Here is a 1,310-nt window from a genome sequence, read left to right on the forward strand (position 1 = left end):
CAGGACATCGAGAATGTTCTGACGCTCTCGCGTCAGAGACGCATGATAGAAAACAACGGGATGGTCGGCTTTATCCAGTGTTTGGAATAACCACATGCGACCATCAGAGGTCGCGGGACGGCCATCTGAACGATTTAAAATTTGGACAGGCGTCTCATCGGCATGGATGACTTCTTCCTGACTCAATGTCTGGCGCAGTCGGTCGTAAATAGGAGCCAACCACTCTTGTGCACTACGGATAACCCAATTTGCCAGTGTTTTTCTCGTTACAGAGAGACCATAATCACGCCATTCTTTTTCTTGTCGATAAAGCGGTAGACTCATCTCATATTTTTGATGGAAGAGCCAGGCCAACACAGTTGGACCAGCAAAACTTTTTGCCAATGGCGCCTTAGGCGCTGGTGCGCGCTTGATGGAAGAAATGCCTGCTGTTCGGCATGTCAGGCAATCATAAGAGTGTTCAATGTAAACTTTCTTTTTTAGGCTGGCAGGAATAAAAACAACTTCTTCACGAACTGTTTTTTGCCCCATATGATGCAAATCATTCCCGCAAAGGTCACACTGGCAGTTTCCTTCCGTCAAATGACAATGGATTTCTTCCACGGGTAAATGAGCAATCAAAGAAGCTTTTAGACCTTTTCGTTTTTTACGTCGTCTGACACGTTCGACGACGGTTTCTTCTTCGGTTGTCTCCGCCGGTTGAAAACCTGTGCATCTTCAAAGAGAGATAATTGATTGTCATTCGTTGTTTTTTCACTGGAAGAGCCAAATAATTTCTTCGTTAAATAAGCTAACTGCTCATTTAGAGACTTAATCTGTTCTGCTTGATCTGCTACTTGTGTTGTTAGCCGTGCATTGTTTTCCGTTAACAGTTTGACCAATTCTTCCATTGTGCGGCACCACTCTCTGTTGTTGTTTTAAAAATTGTACCACACAAACTAACCGAGCTAAACCCCTAATTTAGCTCGGTTAGTTTTTAATTGAGGTAACCAGGTTTAGCTGGTTTTAAGGCCTTTGGCTGTTGGAGGGAAAGTCCTTCCAACAGCCAACGTAATTCTTGTTGACTCAGTTGTTGCACGTCCTCTCTTTTTCTGGGCCATTGCAATTTGCCTGACTCTAACCGTTTGTAAAGTAGTAAGAAACCGTCCTGATCCCAGTAAAGAGCTTTGAAACGATCGATTTTACCTCCGCAGAATAAAAAGAGGGCTTGGCTGAAGACATCCAACTGATACGTATCGGTCACAATGGCAGCTAAGCCGTCAATCCCGCGTCTCATGTCAGTCTTGCCGCAAACGATGAAAATATGTTTG

At 44.2% G+C, this 1,310-nt stretch carries 3 protein-coding genes; all 3 read right to left on the bottom strand.

Going from position 1 to position 1,310, the window contains the following annotated elements; genetic code table 11:
- Positions 1-603, bottom strand: a 603-nt coding sequence (locus CBF27_RS13955; RefSeq protein WP_148112316.1) for an IS66 family transposase, incomplete at its 3' end; no start/stop codon positions are given.
- Positions 604-629: 26 nt separating this feature from the next.
- On the bottom strand, positions 630-890 hold the full coding sequence (locus CBF27_RS14445; RefSeq protein ID WP_245986127.1) for a transposase: 261 nt from the start codon (positions 888-890) through the stop codon (positions 630-632).
- Positions 891-976: 86 nt separating this feature from the next.
- Positions 977-1,310 (bottom strand): IS66 family insertion sequence element accessory protein TnpB (tnpB, locus tag CBF27_RS13965; RefSeq protein WP_148112317.1); only part of this gene is annotated, 334 nt, incomplete at its 5' end.

The organism is Vagococcus acidifermentans (assembly GCF_003987655.1).
Taxonomy (GTDB): Bacteria; Bacillota; Bacilli; order Lactobacillales; family Vagococcaceae; genus Vagococcus_B; species Vagococcus_B acidifermentans.

Bases quoted from the DNA above. Each gene is read 5' to 3' on its own strand.
- CBF27_RS14445 (WP_245986127.1), bottom strand. From the start codon at position 890: ATGGAAGAATTGGTCAAACTGTTAACGGAAAACAATGCACGGCTAACA.